Raw genomic sequence first — 18,853 nt, forward strand, 5'->3', positions numbered from 1 at the left:
CATGTCCGTGACCGATATCCCCCAGGCCGACCGCATGCGCGGCGAGGTTGCGCGGCTCTTCGCGCGCAAGCGGCGGATCGCCTTCGGCCTGCCCGCCGCGATCCTGATCTACTTCGTCTACATCTTCTTCGCCTTCGACCTTCCCGGCCTCGCGGAACGCGCGCGGATGGACAACGCCCGCGTGCTGATCGCCGACAGCTACAGCTACAAGACCCACGTCACCCACGACAACCGGAACGGCGGACTGAGCTTCGCCGTGGAAGGAGAGAACAAGGGCACCTATCCCCCCGGCATGGTGCCAGATTTCGTGACGCTGACCGGCGAGGACCGGGCCGAGATCGCCCTGCCGCACGATCATTCGGCGGTGATCGACGGGTCCACGCTGGTCTTCTCGGTCCCCGGATACGGCGACGTGACGGTCACGGTGGACGGGCGCGACATCGTGCTCGACCTGCCCTCGGACGAGATGCCGGACTGGATCAGCGCAAGCGGCGCGCGCGTGGATATCAGAACCGATGGCGGGCGGGCCATCGTCACCCGGGCCAGGACCGAGGTCTATCGCTACGCCTTCGGGTGGGAGCTGTTCTGGTTCACGCTGGACAGCCCGTTCCACGGCAAGTCCTTCGGCGAACTTGCCGCGCTGGCCGTCTCGGGCGAGCGTCTCGTCGAGGGGCAGAGCAACCTGGCCGCGATGGCGGGGGATTTCTGGAACAATGCCATGTGGCGGCACAAGGACGTCATGTGGGCGATTTTCGAGACGATCCTCATGGCGTTCCTAGGCACGATGGGCGCGGCGCTGGTGGCGCTGCCGCTGGCCTTCCTCGCGGCGAAGAACTTCACCCCGCTGCAATCGCTGCGCTTTGCCGCGCGGCGCGTCTTCGACTTCGTGCGCGGCGTGGACGCGCTGATCTGGACGATCATCCTGGCGCGCGCCTTCGGACCGGGCCCGCTCACGGGCGCGCTCGCGATCCTGGTCACCGATACCGGCAGCTTCGGCAAGATGTTCTCGGAGGCGCTCGAGAACGTGGACGACAAGCAGATCGAGGGCGTGTCCTCCACCGGCGCGAAGCCGTTGCAGCGCTATCGCTTCGGCGTGATCCCGCAGGTGACGCCGATCTTCCTGAGCCAGATCCTGTACTACCTCGAATCCAACACGCGCAGCGCCACCGTGATCGGCGCCATCACGGGCGGCGGGATCGGCCTGCTGCTGACGCAGGCGATCATCACCCAGAAGGACTGGGAAGAGGTCAGCTACTACATCGTGCTGATCGTGCTCATGGTGATCTTCATGGACTGGGTGTCGGGGCTTCTTCGCAGCCGCCTCATCAAGGGCGGCGAGGGCGGACAGTAAGGGTGGCTTTCGGAACCGCATGGCCCGCCTGAGCGAAACGCCCGTCGTCCATCCCGACTGCGACCTGACGGACGCAAGGCTGGGCGCTTACACCGAGATCGGGCGCGGCACCCGCCTGACGCATGTCGGTTTCGGCGATTACTCCTACTGCGATCGCGGCTGCGACATCGCCAATGCCGAGATCGGCCGCTTCTCCAACATCGCGAGCCAGGTGCGCATCGGCGCCACGGATCACCCGCTCGACAAGGCCAGCCTGCATCACTTCCTCTATCGCTCGGCGAGCTATTGGGACGACGCGGAGGACGACGCGGCGTGGTTCGCGCGCCGCCGCGCCCGGCGCACCCGGATCGGGCACGACACCTGGCTCGGACACAACGCGCAGGTGAAGCCCGATGTGCGCGTGGGCCATGGCGCGGTCGTGGCCGCGGGGGCCGTCGTCGTGCGCGACGTGGACCCCTACACCATCGTCGCCGGGGTGCCCGCGCGCCCGGTCCGGCCGCGCCAGCCCCCGGAGATCGCCGAGCGCCTCATGGCTCTGGCCTGGTGGGACTGGAGCCATGACGCGCTGCGCGCCGCGCTGGAGGATTTCCGCACGCTCCCGGCCGAGGCGTTTCTCGAAAGATACGGGGGCTGATGCGGTGCAGCCCCCGCACACGCGAAAACGGGCGGCCCGCAAGCCGCCCGCCCCGCAATCGCACCCGGAAAAGATAGCACAGGAACCGAAAATCGACTGGCATCACATTCGGGCGATCCGCCCAGTGGCAGGCGATACACGCGCTCCGTGACACGACAGTGAAGCGCGGATGACGGCGGCGCGTCTATTCCGCGGCGAGTGCGAGCGGGGCCCCCGCCGCGAAGAAGCGATGCGCCGCCTCGCCCGCGAGATAGCCGACGCGCCCGCCCGCGATGGTGGCTTCCACCACGCGGGTTCTTTCGTTGACGACGGCAAGATCGGCGCGCTTGCCGTAGTCGATCACCCCGCGGTCGGCGAGCCGCAGGATCTCCGCCGGCCGTGCCGAGATGAGCGACCAGGCCTGCGGCAGGCTCATCGTCCCGTCGTCGACCAGCCGGAAGGCCGCCGCCGCGAGGGCGGGGTAATAGTAATCCGACACCAGCGCGTCGCACTGCCCCTTGCGCAGCAGGTCCGCGGCCGAGACGTTGCCCGCCTGAGAGCCGCCGCGCATCACGTTGGGCGCGCCCATGACGACGGGGTCGCCCACCGCGCGGGCAAGCGCCGCGGCCGATCGGCGGGTGGGAAACTCGCAGATCTTCGCCCCGATCATCGAGAACATCTCGCGGGTCTCTCCGTCGGCGTCGTCGTGGCTGCCGTAACTCACGCCCAGCGTGTCGAACGCTTCCGCCAGTCGGCACAGGTAGCGCGGCACGGTCCTCGCCTGCGCCCGCGCCGCCTTCAGCGCCTCGAGATGATCCTCGAGGCTGCGCCCGGCCTGCCGCGCCCAGAGGGCGAAGTCCGGGCCGGACCGCTCGGCCTCGATCAGCGCCTCGTCGAGGTGGTTGTTGAACACGACGTAATCGACACCGTGCCGGCGCACCGCGGCGAGCAGGCGGTCCGCGGTCTCGACGGTATGCGTCTCGCAACGCAGCTGCACCCGCAGGTCCACCAGCGCCTGCGGCCGGTAGGCGTCGAGCGCGGCGAGGAAGACCTCGGCATGGTCCGGGCCGCGCCGCCCGCCTTCCCAGGACCAGCCATGCGCCAGCCAGGCGGTCGTCACGCCGTTCGCGGCGGCGTCGCGGTCGGTGGCGCGCAGGGCGATGTCGAGCCGGAACGGGGCCGAGGGCCGCGGCGCGAGATGCCGTTCGAACGCGTCCCCGTGCAGATCGACGATGCCCGGCAGGATCAGGTAGCCCGTCAGGTCCACGGCGGGCAGCGGTCCCTTGGTGATCCGTCCCTCGGCCACGGCCACGGAGCGGCGCTGCAACGCGCCGTCCCGCAGGACGGTGGCGCCGGTGAGGCGGAAGGAAGGAAGCGATGCGCTCATGGCACGGTGTCCCGCGGGGTCAATGCTTGGCCTGTGGATAGTTCCCGAATTGATATCAGGGGTTTGTGTCGCACCCGTGACAAATCCCGCCGCGCCGGCAGGCCGGCACGGGGTCAAGGCCCCGCCACGGTGAGCGTGACCCTGTCGGCCGCGAACCAGGCGGTGCCGAACTCCACCGGCCGGCCCTCGGGACAGGCGTTCAGACCGACGGTGCGCAGGATCGGCGCGCCCTCAGGCATCCGCAGCTTGTGTGCCTGCGCGGCCGTCGCCGGGCGCGCCGAAATCCGGGTCGAGACGCGGACGTAATCGGGCAAACCGCACGCCGCGAGCGCCTGCGTCACCGATCCCGTCCGCCGCAAGGCCCCGGGCAGGGCGGGCAGCCATTCGGCCGGAAAGACGCTGCGGAAGAGCGCGATCGGATGATCGTCGGCCAGCGAGATCCCCTCGCAGACATGCACCGGCGCGCCCTCGGACAGGTCGAGCGCGCGGGCCTCGCGCGCGTCCGCCATGCGCGTTTCCAGAAGCTGGATGTCCCGGCCCGGGATCCTGCCCGCGGCCTGCAGGGAGCGGTGGAACCTGACCCGCTGCCCGATGGGATAGTCGGTGGGGGAATGGGTGACGAACACGCCCGAGCCGCGGCGCGAATGCACGAGCCCGTCATCGGCCAGCGCGGCGAGCGCGCGTCGGACGGTGTGCCGGTTCACCCCGAAGCGCACCGAGAGTTCGGCCTCCGTCGGAAGCTTGTCACCGGGACCGTAGCGCCCCGCGCCGATGTCCGCGGTCAGCGCCTCCGCGATCGAGGTCCAGATGGCGGTGCGGGGCATGGCGTCAAGAAACCTTCACAGTCGCGCGGGCCGAGAGCGGTTGCGTTCGCGCCGGCCGCGATGTATTGATTTGTATAGTTGTATAGGAACTTGGACAAACCCGCAAGATGTCAGCAATGCCGCACGACACCGCAACCCCGGCGCCGCCGACGGACCGGCAAGGCTGGATGGGGCTTCTGGCGCGCGCCCCGGAGCAGGCGCTCGCAGAGCTTTGGGCGGCGACGGGGCAAGAGCCCGGGCACGCCTGGCTCCGCGCGCCGGAAACCGGATCGGTCATGGTGCGCGGCCGCGCGGGCGGCACCGGGGCGCCGTTCAACCTCGGCGAGATGACGGTGACGCGCTGCGCCCTGCAGCTGGACAGCGGCGAGACGGGCCACGCCTACGTGCAGGGCCGCGACCGCGAGAAGGCGCGGATCGCCGCGCTCGTCGATGCGCTGATGCAGACCGCCGCGGCCCCGACGATCCGCGCGCAACTGCTGGACCCGCTCGCCGAGGCGGAAGCCCGCCGCCGCCGGGACACCGCCGCGCGGGCCGCCGCCACGAAGGTGGAGTTCTTCACCGTGGCGCGGGGAGAGGACTGATGGGCGCCGCGGCCTTGTCCAGCGGCTTCGCCGACCCGGCGGTGGACGCCGCGCGCGCGTTTCGCGCTGCGCTCAACGCCATGGCGCGACCGGGCCGGATCGAGCGCGTGGCCGGGCCCACGCCGCCCGGCCCGCTTTCCCCGGCGGCGGCGGCACTCGTCCTGACGCTTTGCGACGGCGAGACGCCGCTGCACCTTGCCGGTCGCCACGACACCGCCGAGACGCGCGACTGGATCCGCTTTCACACCGGCGCGCCGCTGGTCCCCGCGGAGGCGGCAGTCTTCGCGCTGGGATCCTGGGACGCGCTCGTCCCGGTGGAGCGTTTCGCGGTCGGAACGCCGGAATATCCCGATCGCTCGGCGACCCTGATCGTGGAGCTGGACGGGCTCGAGCCCCGCGGCACGCCCCTCACCGGGCCGGGCATCCGCGAGCGCGCGGCCCTGCCGCTGCCCGATCCGGCGGCGTTCCGCGCCAACGCCGCGCTCTACCCGCTGGGCCGGGACGTCTTCCTGACGGCGGATCACCACCTCGCGGCGGTGCCACGCTCCACCCGCATCCACGGGGAGGAGGGCTGATGTACGTCGCGGTGAAGGGCGGCGAGCGCGCGATCGACGCGGCTCATGACTGGCTCGGCGCGGCGCGCCGCGGGGATCCGGCGGTGCCGGAACTGTCGCTCGCGCAAATCCGCGAGCAGCTCGCGCTTTCGGTCAACCGGGTGATGGCGGAAGGGTCGCTTTACGATCCCGACCTCGCCGCTCTCGCGATCAAGCAGGCGCGCGGCGACCTGATCGAGGCGATCTTCCTCATTCGCGCCTACCGCACCACCCTGCCCCGCTTCGGGGCGAGCCGACCCGTGGAGACGGCGGCGATGCGGATCGCGCGCCGGATCTCGGCCACCTTCAAGGACCTGCCCGGGGGGCAGATCCTCGGCCCCACCTTCGACTACACGCATCGCCTGCTGGATTTCACGCTCGCCGCCGAAGGCACGGCACCGCCGGCCCGATCCGAGGACGGCGGCGCGGCCGCCGACGCGGCGCCGGCGGAGCTTCCCCACGTCTCGGGCTTTCTCGGGCGCGAAGGGCTCTTGCAGAAGGAACACCCGGGCCCGGACGACCCGCCGGACCTGACCCGCGAGCCGCTCGAACTGCCCGCCGGGCGCGCGCTTCGGCTGCAGGCCCTCGCGCGCGGCGACGAAGGTTTCCTGCTCGGGCTGGCCTATTCCAGCCAGCGCGGCTACGGGCGCACGCACCCCTTCGTCGGCGAGCTGCGCGTCGGCACGGTCCCGGTCAGCCTCGACATTCCCGAACTGGGCTTCGCCATCGAGATCGGCGAGGTGGAGCTGACCGAGTGCGAAACCGTGAACCAGTTCACCGGCTCCCGGACCGAGCCCGCCCAGTTCACCCGCGGCTACGGCCTGGCCTTCGGTCATGCCGAACGCAAGGCGATCTCCATGGCGCTCGTGGACCGGAGCCTGCGCTGGGAGGAGCTGGACGAGGAGAACAGCGGCGCGCCGGCGCAGGACGCGGAGTTCGTCCTCTACCACGCCGACAACATCCAGGCGACGGGCTTCCTAGAGCACATCAAGCTGCCGCACTACGTGGATTTCCAGTCCGAACTGGAACTCGTGCGGCGGCTGCGGGCAGAGGCGCAGAGCGCGGCCCGCGACGGGGAGGCCGCGGAATGACCTCAATCGCCGCCGTCGCAATCGCCGTCGCCGCCGCCGGTGTCCGCCGGGCCGCCGAAGAGAATGGCGCGGGCCACCAGCGCGACACCCACGAGCATCAGGACCGTTCCCGCGGGCGTGCCGAGCAGAAAGGCGAAGAGATCCATGACGGGCTCCCTGGTGGCGTCGTCCCGATCCTCGCCGCCGGGCGGGGCGAATCCTTGACCGTGAGAGGGCCCTGCTCGGCCGATTCCGGGGAAGCTGCGCCATGAAGGACTACAATTTCGCCTATCTCGACGAGCAGACGAAGCGCATGATCCGCCGCGCGCTCCTCAAGGCGCTCGCGGTGCCGGGCTACCAGGTGCCCTTCGCCAGCCGGGAAATGCCGATGCCCTACGGCTGGGGCACCGGCGGCGTGCAGGTCACGGCGGCGACGCTCACGCCTGAGGACCGGCTCAAGGTGATCGACCAGGGCGCCGACGACACCACGAACGCGGTCTCGATCCGGCGCTTCTTCCAGCGCGTCGCCGGCGTCGAGACGACCGAGGAGACGGCGCGCGCCACGGTGATCCAGACCCGCCACCGCGTGCCCGAAACGCCGCTCGGCGAGGACCAGATCCTCGTCTACCAGGTGCCGATTCCAGAGCCTTTGCGCTTCCTGGAACCATCCGAGGCGGAGACGCGGAAGATGCACGCGCTGGAGGAATACGGGCTCATGCACGTGAAACTTTACGAGGACATCGCCCGCCACGGTGCGATCGCCACCTCCTACGCCTATCCGGTGAAGGTGGAGGGGCGCTACGTGATGGATCCCTCGCCGATCCCGAAATTCGACAACCCGAAGCTCGAAAGCGCGGCGATCCAGCTTTTCGGCGCCGGGCGCGAGCAGCGGATCTACGCGCTGCCCCCCTGGACGCGGGTCGAAAGCCTCGACTTCGAAGACCACCCCTTCGATCCCTCGAAGGCGGATCACCCCTGCGCGCTTTGCGGGGCGGCCGACAGCTACCTCGACGAGGTCATCACCGACGATACGGGGGGACGGATGTTCGTCTGTTCGGACACGGACTACTGCCGCGCGCGCCGCGCGTCGGGTCATCGCGGGGAGGCCGCGGCATGAGCGGCGCAAGCGTCTTGCAAGACGCTTGCCAAGGGTCTTCCAAGACCCTTGGCCCCGCCCCGGACACGCCGCTTCTGCGGGTCGACAGGCTCACGAAGCGCTACGGCGCGCGGATCGGCTGCGCCGAGGTGTCCTTCGAGCTCTGGCCGGGCGAGGTCATGGGCGTCGTCGGCGAGAGCGGGTCGGGCAAGTCCACGCTGCTCGGCTGCCTCGCGGGTCATCTCGCGCCCGACGCGGGGCGCGTGCTCTTCGAGATGGAGGGACGGCTTGCCGACACGCTCGCCCTGCCCGAGCCCGCGCGCCGCCGCCTCGCCCGGACCGACTGGGCGTTCGTGCACCAGCACGCGCGCGACGGGCTGCGCATGAACGTGAGCGCGGGCGGCAATGTGGGCGAGCGGCTGATGGGCGTGGGCGCGCGGCATTACGGGCGCATCCGTGACGCCGCGCTCGACTGGCTGGGTCGCGTCGAAATCGGCGCCGACCGGATTGACGACCGGCCGGCGCAGTTCTCCGGCGGCATGCAGCAGCGGCTCCAGATCGCGCGGAACCTCGTGACCGGCCCGCGCCTTGTCTTCATGGACGAACCCACCGGCGGGCTCGACGTGAGCGTGCAGGCGCGGCTTCTCGACCTTCTCCGCGGCCTCGTGCGCGAAATGGGTCTCTCGGCGGTGATCGTGACCCACGACCTCGCCGTGGTGCGGCTGCTCGCGGACCGGCTCATGGTGATGAAGGACGGGCGCGTGGTGGAGCAGGGGCTCACAGACCAGGTACTCGACGACCCGCAGCACGGCTACACGCAGCTTCTGGTCAGCTCGGTGCTGCAGGCATGACGGACGGGGGCAGGGACGGCGCGGGATGACGGCGATTATCGAGATCGAGGACGTCCACAAGGCGTTCACGCTTCACAACCAGGGCGGCGCGGTGATCCCGGTGATGGCCGGCGCACGGCTTTCGGTCGCGGCGGGCGAATGCGTGGCGCTCACCGGCGCCTCGGGGGCGGGCAAGTCGACGCTGATGCGGATGATCCACGGCAACTACCTCGCCGGGTCCGGCCGGATTTCGGTCTGCGGGGTGGATGTGGCGCGCGCCGCGCCGCGCGAGATCCTCGCGCTCCGCCACGACCGTCTCGGCTATGTCAGCCAGTTCCTCCGCGTCGTGCCGCGGGTGCCCACCCTGGACGTGGTGGCCGAGCCGCTGCTTGCCACGGGACTGCGGCGGGAGGCCGCGCGCGACCGGGCCGCGGCGCTTCTCGCGCGGCTCAACCTGCCCCAGCGGCTCTGGGGCCTCTCGCCCACCACCTTCTCGGGGGGCGAGCAGCAGCGCGTGAACATCGCCCGCGGCTTCGCCCACCCCTACCCCGCGCTTCTGCTCGACGAGCCCACGGCGAGCCTCGACGCAAGGAACCGCGCGGTGGTGCTGGCCATGATCGACGAGGCGAAGGCGCGGGGCGCGGCGATCCTCGGAATCTTCCACGACGCCGAGGCCCGCGCGCAGGTGGCCGACCGGGAGGTGGACGTTTCGGCCTTCACGCCGGAGGCCGCATGAGCGGGCGGCTCGTCGCGGTGGTCGGCCCCTCGGGCGTGGGCAAGGACACGGTGATCGCGGCGCTCGCGGCGCGGCGCGCGGGGCTTCATGCCGTGCGGCGGGTGATCACGCGGCCCGCGCTTCCCGGCGCGGAGCGCCACGAACCGGTGAGCGAGGCCGAGTTCGACCGCCGCGAGGCGGCCGGCGATTTCGCCCTCGCCTGGCGCGCCCACGGGCTCGCCTACGCCATCCCCACGGCCGAGATCGCCTGTCTCGCCGATGGCCGCGACGCGCTTGCCAACCTTTCGCGCGGGGCGCTGCCCGCCGCGCGGGCGCGGTTTCCCGGGTTCGTCGTGCTGCACCTGACCGCGCCGCCCGAGGTTCTGGCCGCGCGCCTTGCCGGTCGCGGGCGCGAGTCGGAAACCGAGATCGCCGCGCGGCTCGCGCGGGCCGACCGGACCTTGCCCGACGGGATCGAGGCCGTCGAAATCGACAATTCCGGGCCCGTCGGGCAGGCGGCCGACGCCGCCCTCGCGCGGCTCTACCCAGTGAGGGCGTAGCGATGGAGGTGATGGAAGCGGCCGGCGTCGTCCTCGGCCAGAAGCGTCACCGCGTCCGCGACGAAGGGCGCCGGCAGCACCGGCGCGAAATGCCGAGCGAGGACCGTCTCGGTTTGCGCAAGCTCGTCCGGCCCGAGCGAACCGGTGAGGGTCATGTGAAAGCGGAACTCCTCCATCACGTAAGGATACCCCCAGCGCGCCAGCAGCGCCTCCTGCCGCGGCGTGAGGCGCGCGGCGCGGCGGCGCGCGATCTCCTCGTCGGCGGGGGGCGCGCGGAAGGGATCGAGACCTTCCACCACGGCGGCGGCGAGCGCGCTCAGCGCGGCCGCGTCCCCGGCAGGCCGAAGCGCCAGGAAGCGCCCCAGCCGCGCGACCTCGAGCCCGTCGAGGACGACGGCCGGACGGCCCGCGGCGAAGGCTTCGAGCGCGGCGCCGAGATCGGCCTCGCTGCGCCCCGCGGCCAGCCGGAAGGGCGGCTTCAGCGTGGCGTGGAAGCCGTATGCGCGCGGCCGCGCGGTGATCTCGTCCACCGGCCGCGGCAGGCCGGAGAGGCCCGGATGCGCCCGCGCCGCGCCCGCCGCGGCGTCCCAGCCGAGCCACGCGGCGCCCCGTTCGGCGAGCGCGCCTTCCGGCGTGAAGTAGATCGCGTAGCGTCGCCAGCCCATCACCACCCCTTTCCCCCGAGACCGCGAGGCGCGTCATGACACAGGATACCGTGCTCGCCAACGCCACGCTCGTGCTGACGGACGAGACGGTGCGCGGAAGCCTGCGCCTCTCGGGCGGCGAGATCGCCGCGATCGACAGCGGGGCCACCGTGCCGCCCGGCGCGGTGGACTGCGAGGGCGATTTCGTCGCGCCGGGGCTCGTCGAGCTTCACACCGACAACCTGGAGCGCCACATCCAGCCGCGCCCGGGCGTGGACTGGCCCCACGCCGCGGCGATCCTCGCCCACGACGCCGAACTCGCCGGATGCGGAATCACCACCGTCTTCGACGCCATGCGCGTGGGCTCCATCCCCGGGGGCAAGGCGCGCTACGACGCCTATGCCCGGGGCCTCGCCTCGGAACTCTGGGCGCTGCGCGAGACGGGCGGGCTGCGCATCAGCCACTTCCTGCACCTTCGCGCCGAGGTCTGCTCGGAAACGCTGCCCGAGGAGATGGCGGCCTTCGGCCCCGAGGACCGGGTCGGGATCGTGAGCCTGATGGACCACACGCCGGGGCAGCGCCAGTTCCGCGACCTCGAGAAACTGAAGGGCTACGTGATGGGCAAGCAGGGTCTTTCCGAACGCGAGTTCGAAGAGCATGTGGACCGGCTGGCCGCGCTCCAGGCACGCCACGGGGCGGCGCACGAGGCGCGGGCCGTCGCCGAGGCGCGCCGCTACGGCGCCGTTCTGGCGAGCCACGACGACACGACCACGGCACATGTCGCGATCTCGGCCGGCCACGGCGCGCGCCTCGCCGAGTTCCCCACGACCGAAGAGGCCGCGGCGGCGTGCCGACGCCACGACATCGCGGTGATGATGGGCGCGCCGAACCTCATCCGCGGCGGCTCCCATTCCGGCAACGTCGCGGCGGCATCGCTGGCCGAGGCCGGGCTTCTCGATATCCTGTCCTCGGACTACGTGCCCGCGGCGCTTCTGCTCGCCGCGGTCCGGCTCGGCGCGCTCTGGGGCGACATGGCCCGCGGCCTAGCGACGGTGACGGCGGCGCCGGCGCGGGCCGTGGGCCTCGGGGACCGGGGGCGCCTTGCACCCGGGCAGCGGGCGGACGTGATCCGGTTCGCGCTGGACGGCGACACGCCGCGCCTCGGCGGGGTCTGGTGCAGGGGCGTGCGCGTGGCCTGAGCGCGCGGGTCACTCGGCAGCAGCGCCCGTCCCCGGACGGATGCGGCGTACGAGCCCGCCGCAGGTCTCCACGATGCTTTTCATGCGCTCCTCGAGCCGGGTCATCTCCGCCATCGCGCCCTTCAGACGCTCACTTTCATCGCCAAGCTCGGCGAGACCCTCGAAAACCTTTTCGCTGGTGGCGATCTGCGCCTCGGCGTTGGCGACGACCGCCCGCAGATCCTCCAGCAGTGCGCCGGCACCGGGGCGCCCGTCGGCCTCCTGAAGCGCGGCCTCGAGGTCGCTCACCGTGCCGCGCATGGCGTCGAACCAGGCGTTGGAGAGGCGCGGCTCGCGCTTGGCCGCGAGCATCGCCTCGCGCTCGAGCCGCCTGACACGTCCCACGACCCCGTCGATCCGGTCGCGCAGATCGCCCTGGACCTTAAGGATATCGTCGTTCACTGCCGAGACGCGCTGCAGCACCGCATCGAGCTCGGCCACGAGGCGGGTCACGCGGTCGAGGAAGAGATTGAGGTCGCGGGCCAGCGCGCCGAACTCGTCCGCCGTGCGGATTTCGGCGCGGTGGTCGAGCCCGCCATAGGCGCGCGCGAGATTGCTCACGACCGAGCGCAGCCCCATGAGAGGTTCGAGCCGCGCGCGCAGGATCAGGAAAAGAAGGACCGAGTGCAGAACGATCTTGCCCACCGCGAAGCCGGCCGTCAGCTGCACGTCCTCGAACCAGAGCGCGAAATCCCGGGCGAGGTAGTTGCGTACCGTGACCGTTCCCAGCACTTCGCCCACCCGTGCCTCCGTGTGGCAGGCGAGGCAGAAGCTTTCCGCCTCGATGTCTAGGCTCACGGAGCGGGCGGCGCCCTCGGGCCAGTCGCCCGCCGGTATGCCCTTCGGCGTGAAGCCGAAGCCCGCCTCGATGGAGCGCACGGTGACCGGCGACGGCTCTATGGCGATGAGGTAGCCCAGATCGTCCCAGTTGCGCTCGAGGATCGGATAGACGGTGCGGGCGGCGACCGGCCCGCCTTCGTTGCGCATGATCTCGCGCACGTTCTCGGCAAGATCGTCGGCCACGGCGCGCGCCTCGTCCTCGCCGTTCGTCATGTAGTTCGTCCAGACGAGGCCCGCCTTGATCACGAACTCCATCACCGTGACGAGCAGGAGGATCACGAAGAAGTCGCGGATCATGTGGATGAGAAAGGACTTGTCGAACCGGCCGATCGCCGCGCTGTTCTGGTCGAGCATCGGACTGCCCCCGGATTGACGCCGCGTCAGGAGATAGCGCGCCCGTGCCGCCGGGGAAGTCGCCCCGGCGGTTTTCCGGATCCCGCGCGGCTCAGCCGCGACGGAGCGTGTCGCCCGGGTCGATACGGGGCTCCAGCGCGACGATGCGCTCGATCGCGCGGCCCTCCATCCGCGCCAGCACGATCTCGGCGGCGCGGCGGCCGATCTCGCGGCGGCAGGAATCCATCGTCGCGATCCGCCGTGGCAGCCCGTCCAGAAGATCGACGCGGTTGAACCCCGCAAGGCCGATGCGGCCGGGGACGTCGATGCCCTCGCCCAGCAGCCAGAGCAGCCCGCCCGCCGCGATCATGTCATTCGAGTAATACAGGAAATCCAGGTCCGGCGTGCGTGCGAGCATGGCCCGCGTCATATCCTGCCCCTTGGCGAGCGCCGAGCCGCCCGAGTAGAACTCGTGGTCGGCCAGTTCGACGCCGCCCTTGGCCAGGGCCTCGACGAACCCCTCGAAGCGTTTGCGCGCGCGGTGGTCGAGCGGCATCTTCGTCCCGAGAAAGCCGATCCGCCGATAGCCCTCCGACAGGATGGCGCGGCCCATCTCGCGGCCCGCGCGACGATGCGAGATGCCCACCATCGCATCCACCGGCGTACCGTCGAGATCCATGATCTCGACCACCGGGATGCCGGCGGCACGCAGCATCGCGCGGGACGCGTCGGAGTGTTCGAGCCCCGCCACGATCGCCCCGGACGGCCGCCACGAGAGCATCTCGTAAAGCACCCGCTCTTCCTTTTCGGGAAGATACTCGGTCACGCCCACCACGGGCTGAAGCCCGGCCCCGTCGAGCACGGAAGAGATGCCCGAAAGCACCTCGGGAAAGACCATGTTGCCGAGGCTCGGAATGATCACGGCGACGAGGTTCACCTGCTGGCTGGCCAGTGCGCCGGCGATCTTGTTGGGCACGTAGCCAAGCCGCTTCGCCGCGCGCAGCACCTTCTCGCGCGTGGCCTCGGACACGTCGCCGCGGTTGCGCAGGACCCGGCTCACCGTCATTTCGGACACGCCCGCGGCCTCGGACACGTCGCGCAGCGTGAGCGGTCGGGGCTGGTCGGTCATGCGGGTCGGCGCCCTCGCGTCGCGGTTCGGAACCAGCGCAGGGTATCCCCATTCGCCGGGGGCTGGAAGGGGTGGCGCGAGGCGGTGACAAAGCCCGACGGGCGCGCTAAACAGACGCCACGGCCCCGTGGCTCAACCGGATAGAGCAGCCCCCTCCTAAGGGGCAGGTTGCAGGTTCGAATCCTGCCGGGGTCGCCAAGGATTTCTGATAAAAATTTGTTTTTTATAATAAAATATATATTTCTTAGATACTCATCCCCCACCCAATCCCCCACCGTGACGGCGACTGCCCCGGAATTTGCCAGAAGCTCAGGTCAGCGGCGAGCCGTCGCAGCGTTGCTCGAGCGCCAGCGCGGCCGTCTCTGCGCGCGTCGTGAAGTGGGACAACTGGGGGACAGCTACAATGGCGCCAAGTCCGCGCCATCGGAGGGCAGATTGCAGGCGATTGCATCAAGAGGCGCGTCAGGATGCACCGGTCTCTGTTCGGCCGCGGGTGTGTCTGCGCTACCGAGGCTTACCAGCCGCAGTCCTGATAGCCGGAATCAACACAAACGCGCGCGCGGCGCTGCGCCTCGGACACGTCTGCGGGCGTCATATTTTGAGCCAGGGAATCCCGCAGTTCGCGGGAGCGGGTGTGGCCGTTTGCTGCCGCAATGTTGAAGCTCATGTGCGCGGTAATGAAGTTCTGCACAACGCCGTCGCCCGCCTCATACATCAGGCCGAGGTTGTGTTGCGCCGGGGCACCACCTTGCTCCTGACCTGCCCCAATGAAGTGGTCCAGGTCGAATTTGTGGTAGTGGCCGGCATGTGCATGGTGATATACGGCTTGGACCAGTAATGGCTAGCGATGTCGAGACAAAGAATCGCCACGGCATGGTCATTCAGGCCGCAAGTTGGCTTTCTCGCCTACCAGAAGAAAATCCGGATGTTTATGGAATTGAACATCTGCGAGCTTGGTATGATCAATCAAGAAAAGCATTGGTAGAAAATTCCCCATCTCAACACATGCCTGGTGCGTCCGAAACGACCAGGGACGCGGCCGGAATTGCGGCGCAGACCGTGATCGACTGCTCGTATATTGCTCGACATGAGCAATTAGAGGGAATCATTGCTAATCGCGTGACCGGCAGTGAAGAAGCGGCAAGATACCACTGCGAACGTGCTCTCAGATGCGCGAGGGGTGCATACATTAATGAAAATACGGATTATCTAGCGATTGCCGCCGACACAGCCTCAAGCCGGCTATGTTCTGTCGATGCTCCAGACGAGCTCGGCGGCTTGTTGAATGAGGAATTGCCCCATTGGCGAATCGATGAAATTCTTCGCTCTATGGAGTTCTCTTCGCTTCTGTTCGCGGATGAAGAACACGCATTTTCGACATCAGAAATTTTTTCCTATTTGGATTTCTTTGATGATGCGAGGCTCCCTGCAATTTCTGGACTGTCGATCCCAGCTAACGAGCGCGAAAGGATCGCCGTTGGGGCCACCCTCGACCTGCTTTTGAGAAACTATGGCTTGAGTCTTGGTGAAATTAATGAAGCTATGCAGGATTTTGGTCCCTAGATTTTGGTCGAAAGAGGTTGCCTTTCCGGCAGAGTACGCGGAGCGCTGGATGCCGGGGCTTTTCCCTGAGGTCTGAATCCTAGTGTTCCGAGTCTGACACTTGCTACCGGTTCCCCCGAATTTCATCGAGTGCGTTCAGCGCGCGGCTCTCTCGGGCGAGGATGTCGTCGGCCGATTTGGTCCAGGTGAAGGGCTTCGGGCTGGCGTTGTGCTTGAGGAGGTAGTAGTAGATGGCGGCATCGAGGTCGCCGACGCTGGAATAGCTGCCGTGCCTGATGCGCCTCGATGTGATCTTGGCGAAGAACCGCTCCACGAGGTTGAGCCACGACGCGCTGGTCGGCGTGAAATGCATGTGGAAGCGCGGGTGCCTCGAAAGTCAGGCCATCACCTCCGGGGTCTTGTGGGTCGCGTAGTTGTCGAGCACGAGGTGCACCGCGCGCGACTTGGGCACAGAACGGTCGATGCAGCGCAGAAACCGCAGGAATTCCTTCGCCCGGTGGCGGGGCAGGCATTCGCCGATCACCTGGCCCGACTTCACGTCGAGCGCCGCGCACAGCGTGGTCGTGCCGTGGCGCTTGTAATCGTGGGTCATCGTGGCCGCGCGACCCTTCTTGAGCGGCAGCCCCGGTTGGGTCCGGTTCAGCGCCTGGATCTGCGACTTCTCGTCGACGCAGAGCACCACCGCCCGTTCCGGGGGGTCGAGGTAGAGGCCCACGAAGCCGGTGGCCTTCTCCTCGAACAGCGGGTCGTTCGAGACTTTGAAACTCCGCGTCTGATGGGGCTTGAGCCCGGCCTCCGACCAGATCCTCCCCACGCTCGACGGCGAGATGCCGACCGCCGCAGCCATCAGGCTGCGGCTCCAGTGCGTGGAATTGGCCGGGCTCTCCTGCACCGTCTTGGCGATCACCTTCATGCGCGTCTCCCGCGGCAGCGGCGGTACCCGCGACGGCCGGGTCTTGTCGCGCTTCAGGCCGTCCACGCATTCGTCGAAGTACCGCTCCTGCCAGCGCCAGACGGTGGGCTTCGACGTGTCCGCGCGCCGCATGATCTCGCCCGTGCCGTGACCATCCGCCGTTGCCAGCACGATCTCCGCTCGCCAGACGAGCTTGCGCGGGGTGTTCCGGTCGGCGAGCAAGGATTGGAGTTCAGCTCGGTCGTCAGCGCTCAGGTACAGGCAGATGTTGACCTGAGACCCGCAATCAGCGAAGCCGAAGCGGTAGTTCAGACGATCCTTCCATAACCAGCGCGGCACCGCCGAGCAGCATATCAAGGGAGGCAAGCACGCCTTCCACTGGACGCGGCTGTCGTGCAGGTGGTTCCGCGACAACGAAGTCCGGCTGCAATTGGACGCGCTGGCCTACAATCTGGCCACCTTCCTGCGCTGCATCGATCTGCCCGAGGAAATGGCCGACTGGTCGCTGACCAGCCTGCAAGTCAAACTGATCAAGATAGGGGCGCGCATGGTGCGTCACGCCCGTGCAATCGCCTTCCAACTGGCTGAGGTCGCGGCGTTCGGTCCCATGGTGCGCGACATCCTCGCTGTCATTCACTGACTTTAAGCGTCACCGTCATGTACGTGAGCGCGACCCCGCCCCAAACGCCACGAAACCGGCTCGACAGGTCCGCCCGGTGGGATGAAGAACGCCTCCATGGGCCAAGGATGACCCCGCCGTCTGACCTCCGGCGCCCGAAATAGCGCGCTTGCGCGAGGCCAAGGGCCATCCGGAGCGAAAAATGCTTGCCCTAACGGCATCGTCAGGCGATTTTGAACCCAAACGGTTGGCCCGTCGGGGAATGTCGGCAATAGAACTTCGTGAAGACGTCCGGAACGGATCTCATGCAGCCTTGCCGGAAAACCGACGGCACGCACATTTCCGCATGCAAGCGGTCAGGAAGAGCCGTCTCGTTTCCCGACATCCGGAGTTTCCGTATGACCGCCCTCAGGATCACGTATTCGAGTTTCCGAAACGCCGGGATGGCGTTGATCGTCTCGTCTTTCGTTTCGCCCAATGCAGGTATCTCACAGGAGATCCCGGATCGCATCGGAGATATGCTCGGATGCGACGAGAGCCCCGAGGCAAGCCCGTATTGCACGTCGCCCGAGATGCGCCTGCTTCTCCAGGAGCAGCACCTCCTGAGGGAGGAAATATCCGGGCTTTCGGAGATCGCGATCACACCGGAGATGCAGCTGTCCATGACCGGCGCGATGCCGGGTTACATGATGGCGCGCAACCTGGAGTCGAACCTAGCTCTCGAGATGCGCCGGTGTCGCGGAGACGAGGACTGCCTGCTGACGACCATGCAGGAGGGCACGCGCCTCTTGCGGGTCGCAGCGGGGCGACCAGAGAGTGAGCGCCTCATCTCCGCCGAAGAAGCTGCCGCCCTTGAGGCGGAGCAGCAGGCCGGGTTGGAACGGCTGAGGCAGGAAGCCGAGGAGATCGCGGCCGCCTACCCGGTCGAATGGGAGCGGGCGCGGTCCATGCTTGCGCCGCCTGAGGATCCGGATGCCGTTCAGCCGCTCTTTTTGTGGCGCAATCCCGAACCTGAGGCCTGGATGGCCGAGCGGGAACGGCGATGCGGGAAGGATCTCGAATGCCTCGCCGATCGCACGGACCTCGAGCGCCTTCTCGAGGTGCAGCGGCGCGTCGAGGCGGAGCGGATGGAAGCGTTCGCGGAGGAAGAACGTCGCGCGCAGGAAGAACGCGCCGCCGCCGAGCGCCAGGCCGAGGAAGCCCGCCGACGCGAGGAGCAGCGCATGGCGCTTGTCGAGCGATTGTCGAGCTACAATGTCGATGGCCTTCTCCCCGAGGGCAGCCATCTTCGCCCGATCCTTTTCGGCCGCTTCACGATCTTCGATCGCCGCACCGCGCGGCCCTTCGCGGAGGCCCTCGGCGCAAGCGCGCGGGACTCGGCCGCCTTCTACGGGATGGAAGGCCTTGGGATGGGGCTTGAAAGCGGGGCCATCGAGAACCGGCGGAACCTGATAGTGGCCGCTTATGCGCTGACACGGAAGGAGGAGCTGGGGTTCTGCGGGGACCCTTCGGTCGATGTCTATCGTAGGACCGTTCCTGGAAGCGAGTTCACGATCGGCGGCGCCGTGGTCCAGAGATACGCGCCGGCCGAGGTCTACGTGTCCGTTCCCGCGCCCTTCGCGCGTTTCGTGGAAGCCTCGCCCTTCGAGGCGGGAGACGATCTTCTGCGTCGGGACGTCCGCCGCCTCGCCACCTGCCGAAGTCCCGTGCGACAGGTGCTCGAGCACAATCTCATCGCCTATGCCCTGGACCGGGAGCCGATCCCCTGGGACCCGGAAGATCCGCGGATGCATGCCATCTTGCGGTAGTGCCCCGTGCCACCGGCAAAGCCTGCGGCTGCATGCACCTGGATGACCTGCTTTGCCCGATCGACTTCGTGACCTGCCCCAATGAAGTGGTCCGGTTTCAGTCTTAGTGCATAACGGGTCTGGTAGCTACGGTTGGGGTGGCCGGC

General features: G+C 68.7%; 19 protein-coding genes, 1 tRNA gene and 2 pseudogenes. 14 read left to right on the forward strand and 8 right to left on the reverse strand.

Annotated elements, in window-relative coordinates; all coding sequences use genetic code 11:
• Position 1 precedes the first annotated feature (1 nt).
• Positions 2 to 1,351: a phosphonate ABC transporter, permease protein PhnE gene (gene phnE / locus AB6A69_RS13270; protein WP_371061121.1), complete on the forward strand. Its 1,350-nt coding sequence runs from the start codon at positions 2 to 4 to the stop codon at positions 1,349 to 1,351.
• Between the two features lie 19 nt (positions 1,352 to 1,370).
• Positions 1,371 to 1,985 carry a chloramphenicol acetyltransferase gene (locus AB6A69_RS13275; RefSeq protein WP_371061122.1) on the forward strand — a complete coding sequence of 205 codons (615 nt, stop codon included), beginning with the start codon at positions 1,371 to 1,373 and terminating at the stop codon, positions 1,983 to 1,985.
• Positions 1,986 to 2,169: 184 nt separating this feature from the next.
• Here AB6A69_RS13275 and AB6A69_RS13280 read toward each other — a convergent pair whose 3' ends face one another.
• On the reverse strand, positions 2,170 to 3,351 hold the full coding sequence (locus AB6A69_RS13280) for an alpha-D-ribose 1-methylphosphonate 5-triphosphate diphosphatase (protein ID WP_371061123.1): 1,182 nt from the start codon (positions 3,349 to 3,351) through the stop codon (positions 2,170 to 2,172).
• A 113-nt stretch (positions 3,352 to 3,464) separates the two neighbouring features.
• Positions 3,465 to 4,175: a phosphonate metabolism transcriptional regulator PhnF gene (phnF, locus tag AB6A69_RS13285; protein ID WP_371055277.1), complete on the reverse strand. Its 711-nt coding sequence runs from the start codon at positions 4,173 to 4,175 to the stop codon at positions 3,465 to 3,467.
• Between the two features lie 107 nt (positions 4,176 to 4,282).
• Here phnF and phnG point away from each other — a divergent pair, with 107 nt between their 5' ends.
• Genes phnG through AB6A69_RS13300 form a run of 3 tightly spaced genes read left to right on the forward strand, consistent with a single transcriptional unit; the run spans position 4,283 to position 6,440 of the window.
• Complete coding sequence (gene phnG / locus AB6A69_RS13290; protein ID WP_371061124.1) at positions 4,283 to 4,756, forward strand: phosphonate C-P lyase system protein PhnG; 474 nt, start codon at positions 4,283 to 4,285, stop codon at positions 4,754 to 4,756.
• Entirely contained in the window at positions 4,756 to 5,331 is a 576-nt protein-coding gene (gene phnH / locus AB6A69_RS13295; RefSeq protein ID WP_371061125.1) for a phosphonate C-P lyase system protein PhnH, read from the forward strand. Before phnG ends, phnH begins: the two co-directional genes overlap by 1 nt.
• Positions 5,331 to 6,440, forward strand: a complete 1,110-nt coding sequence (locus AB6A69_RS13300; protein ID WP_371061126.1) for a carbon-phosphorus lyase complex subunit PhnI — start codon at positions 5,331 to 5,333, stop codon at positions 6,438 to 6,440. The genes phnH and AB6A69_RS13300 overlap by 1 nt, the downstream gene beginning before the upstream one ends.
• 2 nt (positions 6,441 to 6,442) lie before the next feature.
• Here the strand turns inward: AB6A69_RS13300 and AB6A69_RS13305 are convergent, their stop codons facing one another.
• The gene (locus tag AB6A69_RS13305) at positions 6,443 to 6,586 is read right to left on the reverse strand and encodes a hypothetical protein (RefSeq protein ID WP_371061127.1); all 144 of its coding nucleotides are present in this window, start codon (positions 6,584 to 6,586) and stop codon (positions 6,443 to 6,445) included.
• Between the two features lie 101 nt (positions 6,587 to 6,687).
• On the opposite strand from AB6A69_RS13305, the gene AB6A69_RS13310 reads away from it, so the two are divergent.
• The 4 genes from AB6A69_RS13310 to phnN are packed head-to-tail and all read left to right on the forward strand — an operon-like array spanning position 6,688 to position 9,620.
• On the forward strand, positions 6,688 to 7,536 hold the full coding sequence (locus AB6A69_RS13310) for an alpha-D-ribose 1-methylphosphonate 5-phosphate C-P-lyase PhnJ (protein ID WP_371061128.1): 849 nt from the start codon (positions 6,688 to 6,690) through the stop codon (positions 7,534 to 7,536).
• A complete protein-coding gene (gene phnK, locus AB6A69_RS13315) occupies positions 7,533 to 8,366 on the forward strand; it encodes a phosphonate C-P lyase system protein PhnK (protein WP_371061129.1) in 834 nt (277 codons plus the stop codon). The genes AB6A69_RS13310 and phnK overlap by 4 nt, the downstream gene beginning before the upstream one ends.
• Positions 8,367 to 8,391: 25 nt before the next feature.
• Positions 8,392 to 9,081 (forward strand): phosphonate C-P lyase system protein PhnL, encoded by a 690-nt coding sequence (gene phnL, locus AB6A69_RS13320; RefSeq protein WP_371061130.1) that lies wholly within the window; start codon positions 8,392 to 8,394, stop codon positions 9,079 to 9,081.
• Entirely contained in the window at positions 9,078 to 9,620 is a 543-nt protein-coding gene (gene phnN, locus AB6A69_RS13325; protein ID WP_371061131.1) for a phosphonate metabolism protein/1,5-bisphosphokinase (PRPP-forming) PhnN, read from the forward strand. Before phnL ends, phnN begins: the two co-directional genes overlap by 4 nt.
• On the opposite strand, the gene AB6A69_RS13330 is transcribed toward phnN, so the two are convergent.
• The gene (locus AB6A69_RS13330; protein ID WP_371061132.1) at positions 9,602 to 10,285 is read right to left on the reverse strand and encodes a DUF1045 domain-containing protein; all 684 of its coding nucleotides are present in this window, start codon (positions 10,283 to 10,285) and stop codon (positions 9,602 to 9,604) included. The two genes, phnN and AB6A69_RS13330, sit on opposite strands and share 19 nt — an antisense overlap.
• Before the next feature lie 35 nt (positions 10,286 to 10,320).
• On the opposite strand from AB6A69_RS13330, the gene AB6A69_RS13335 reads away from it, so the two are divergent.
• Entirely contained in the window at positions 10,321 to 11,463 is a 1,143-nt protein-coding gene (locus AB6A69_RS13335) for an alpha-D-ribose 1-methylphosphonate 5-triphosphate diphosphatase (RefSeq protein WP_371061133.1), read from the forward strand.
• 9 nt (positions 11,464 to 11,472) lie between these two features.
• Here the strand turns inward: AB6A69_RS13335 and AB6A69_RS13340 are convergent, their stop codons facing one another.
• Both AB6A69_RS13340 and AB6A69_RS13345 read right to left on the reverse strand, forming a co-directional pair.
• The gene (locus AB6A69_RS13340) at positions 11,473 to 12,696 is read right to left on the reverse strand and encodes a histidine kinase (protein WP_371061134.1); all 1,224 of its coding nucleotides are present in this window, start codon (positions 12,694 to 12,696) and stop codon (positions 11,473 to 11,475) included.
• Between the two features lie 91 nt (positions 12,697 to 12,787).
• Entirely contained in the window at positions 12,788 to 13,804 is a 1,017-nt protein-coding gene (locus AB6A69_RS13345) for a LacI family DNA-binding transcriptional regulator (RefSeq protein ID WP_371061135.1), read from the reverse strand.
• A gap of 121 nt (positions 13,805 to 13,925) precedes the next feature.
• Here AB6A69_RS13345 and AB6A69_RS13350 point away from each other — a divergent pair.
• Positions 13,926 to 14,002: transfer RNA gene (locus tag AB6A69_RS13350), tRNA-Arg, on the forward strand.
• A gap of 316 nt (positions 14,003 to 14,318) precedes the next feature.
• Here the strand turns inward: AB6A69_RS13350 and AB6A69_RS13355 are convergent.
• On the reverse strand, positions 14,319 to 14,519 hold the full coding sequence (locus AB6A69_RS13355; RefSeq protein WP_371061136.1) for an SEL1-like repeat protein: 201 nt from the start codon (positions 14,517 to 14,519) through the stop codon (positions 14,319 to 14,321).
• Between the two features lie 158 nt (positions 14,520 to 14,677).
• Here AB6A69_RS13355 and AB6A69_RS13360 point away from each other — a divergent pair, with 158 nt between their 5' ends.
• Positions 14,678 to 15,367: a hypothetical protein gene (locus AB6A69_RS13360; RefSeq protein ID WP_371061137.1), complete on the forward strand. Its 690-nt coding sequence runs from the start codon at positions 14,678 to 14,680 to the stop codon at positions 15,365 to 15,367.
• Between the two features lie 103 nt (positions 15,368 to 15,470).
• On the opposite strand, the pseudogene AB6A69_RS13365 reads toward AB6A69_RS13360, so the two are convergent.
• A pseudogene (locus AB6A69_RS13365) lies at positions 15,471 to 16,592 on the reverse strand (IS630 family transposase).
• 7 nt (positions 16,593 to 16,599) lie between these two features.
• On the opposite strand from AB6A69_RS13365, the pseudogene AB6A69_RS13370 reads away from it, so the two are divergent.
• Together AB6A69_RS13370 and AB6A69_RS13375 are read left to right on the forward strand one after the other, a co-directional pair.
• Positions 16,600 to 16,920 (forward strand): annotated as a pseudogene (locus AB6A69_RS13370) (transposase); the annotation flags it as partial.
• 551 nt (positions 16,921 to 17,471) lie between these two features.
• Complete coding sequence (locus tag AB6A69_RS13375; protein ID WP_371061138.1) at positions 17,472 to 18,707, forward strand: hypothetical protein; 1,236 nt, start codon at positions 17,472 to 17,474, stop codon at positions 18,705 to 18,707.
• Positions 18,708 to 18,853: the final 146 nt, after the last annotated feature.

Origin of the sequence: Rhodosalinus sp. 5P4 (assembly GCF_041365695.1) — a bacterium.
Lineage (GTDB): Bacteria > Pseudomonadota > Alphaproteobacteria > Rhodobacterales > Rhodobacteraceae > Rhodosalinus.